The organism is Nocardia sp. NPDC060220, from assembly GCF_042727815.1.
Taxonomy (GTDB): Bacteria; Actinomycetota; Actinomycetes; order Mycobacteriales; family Mycobacteriaceae; genus Nocardia.
This window is the reverse complement of record NZ_JBHWZY010001064.1, coordinates 1-2,070: the sequence shown is the minus strand read 5'-3', so window position 1 is coordinate 2,070 and position 2,070 is coordinate 1. Positions and strand designations below refer to the sequence as shown.

Here is a 2,070-nt window from a genome sequence, read left to right as displayed (position 1 = left end):
CGGTGCCTGACCGGCGACCCCTCGGGGCCGCGAACACGCGGCGCCCGCGCCGCCAGAAATCCTGTAGCCTCCCGGTGTCCCACTGCTGCCTAACTCCGAGGATTGACCCGGGTGGACTCCACCGAGCTTCGCATTGCCGCCGTGGTCCCCTGCCACAATGAAGAGGCCGCGGTCGCCAAGGTCGTCACCGACCTCAAAGCCGCTGTGCCGGGGATCGTCGTCTACGTCTACGACAACCTGAGCACCGACCGCACCGCCGAATGCGCCCGCGAGGCCGGGGCGATCGTGCGCTTCGAGAACACCAAGGGCAAGGGCAATGTGGTGCGCCGCGCCTTCGCCGATATCGACGCCGACGTCTATCTGATGATCGACGGCGACGACACCTACGAGGCGTCGGCCGCTCCGCTGATGATCAAGACGCTGCTCGAGGGCCCCTACGACCACATCCTCGGTGTGCGCAAGCAGGACGACGCCGACGCCAGCGCCTACCGCAGCGGTCACGAGACCGGCAACAAGGTGCTCAACGGCGTGGTGGGCAAGGTGTTCGGCGAGAACGTCGAAGACATGCTGAGCGGTTTCCGGGTGTTCTCGCGCCGGTTCGTGAAGAGCTTCCCGGCCGTGTCGCGCGAGTTCGAGATCGAGACCGAGCTGACCGTGCATTCGCTGCACCTGCGCGTGCCGCAGACCTCGGTGCCGGTCGGTTTCCGCGACCGCCCCGCGGGCAGCGAATCCAAGCTGCGCACCTACCGCGACGGCACCAAGATCCTCGCGCTGATCCTGGGCCTGGCCCGCCACGAACGCCCTGTCGCGTTCTACGGCCTGTTCGGCACCATCGCCTGGCTGGTCTCGGTGATTCTGACCGTGCCGATCGTGATCGACTTCTACAACACTCACCAGGTAGCGCGGTTCCCGACGCTGTTCCTCGCGTTCACGCTGTTGCTGCTCGGCAGCCTCGCGTGGACCGCGGGCCTGATCCTGGACGGCATCCGCCGCTCCCGCCACGAGACGGCGCGGTTGGTCTACCTGCGTTATTCGGCCGCCGGGGTGAACGAGGACGTCGCGGCCGGAGACCGTCGGTGACCACGTCCATCGAGCCCGAGACGACTGTAGAACCCAGCAAGACCCCCGCACGCAAGGATCGGGCGCTGGCGCCCATCCGGACTGTGACCCAGCGGTTCGGCGCCGCGACCGTCGCGTTCGCGATGATCGCGACCGTCTTCGGCGCCGTGTTCGCCGTGCTCACGCCCGCGTTCTGGGGCCACGACGAGATCACCCAGTTCGGCCGCGCCTACCAGGTCGCCCACGGCGGCGTGTTCCCCCAGCGCATCGTCGACGATCGCGGTGTGGCCTACGGCGGGCAGATCCCGGTCAGCGTCGACGCGCTGATGGGCTACGCCTTCACCGACTACAACGACAACCCCGAAGAGCCCGACGCGATGGTGGCCGACCCCGGCGCCTACGACCGGCTCGCCGCGGCCGAGGTCTCCTCGACGACCCGGCAGATGTGGTTCACCAACACCGCCGCCTACTCGCCGGTGCCGTATGTGCCCGCCGCCGTTGGCATTCGGCTGGGCGAGGCGCTCGGCCTCAACGTGGGTGGCATGTATTTGCTCACCCGTTTCGCCGGCCTGGTCGCCTATCTCGCGGTTGTCGGATTCGGGCTCTACGCGCTGCGCGAGCGGCGTAGCCAGTGGCTGGTATTCACCGTGGCGGTGCTGCCGATCGCGCTTTTCCAGGCGGGCACCGTCACCGCGGACACGCTCACCAACGCGCTCGCCATCATGGTGTCGGCGCTGTTGCTGAAAGCGCTGTTCGTCGGCGATCGACTGCACCGGGCGGAAACCGCCGCGCTGCTCGCCGCGACGATCGCGCTGCCGCTGAGCAAACCGACCTATGTGCTGCTGGCGATGCTCGTTGTGGTGGTGCCCGCCGACCGGCTCGGTTTCACCGGAAAGCTGAAATTCGTCCCGTGGGCATTCGCGGTGACGGGCGGGGTGCTTTTTCTCGCCTGGACGAAGATCGCGGCGCCCACCGGCGACGGCATGGGCCTGATGCGCCCGCCCCATCAGT

At 68.1% G+C, this 2,070-nt stretch carries 2 protein-coding genes; both read left to right on the top strand.

From position 1 onward, the window contains the following. The first annotated feature begins 111 nt into the window (after positions 1–111). Positions 112–1,080 (top strand): glycosyltransferase family 2 protein, encoded by a 969-nt coding sequence (locus ACFWF3_RS33620; RefSeq protein ID WP_378989527.1) that lies wholly within the window; start codon positions 112–114, stop codon positions 1,078–1,080. Then, on the top strand, positions 1,077–2,070 hold a 994-nt coding region (locus ACFWF3_RS33615), incomplete at its 3' end, for a DUF2142 domain-containing protein (RefSeq protein WP_379318005.1). The genes ACFWF3_RS33620 and ACFWF3_RS33615, both read left to right, overlap by 4 nt.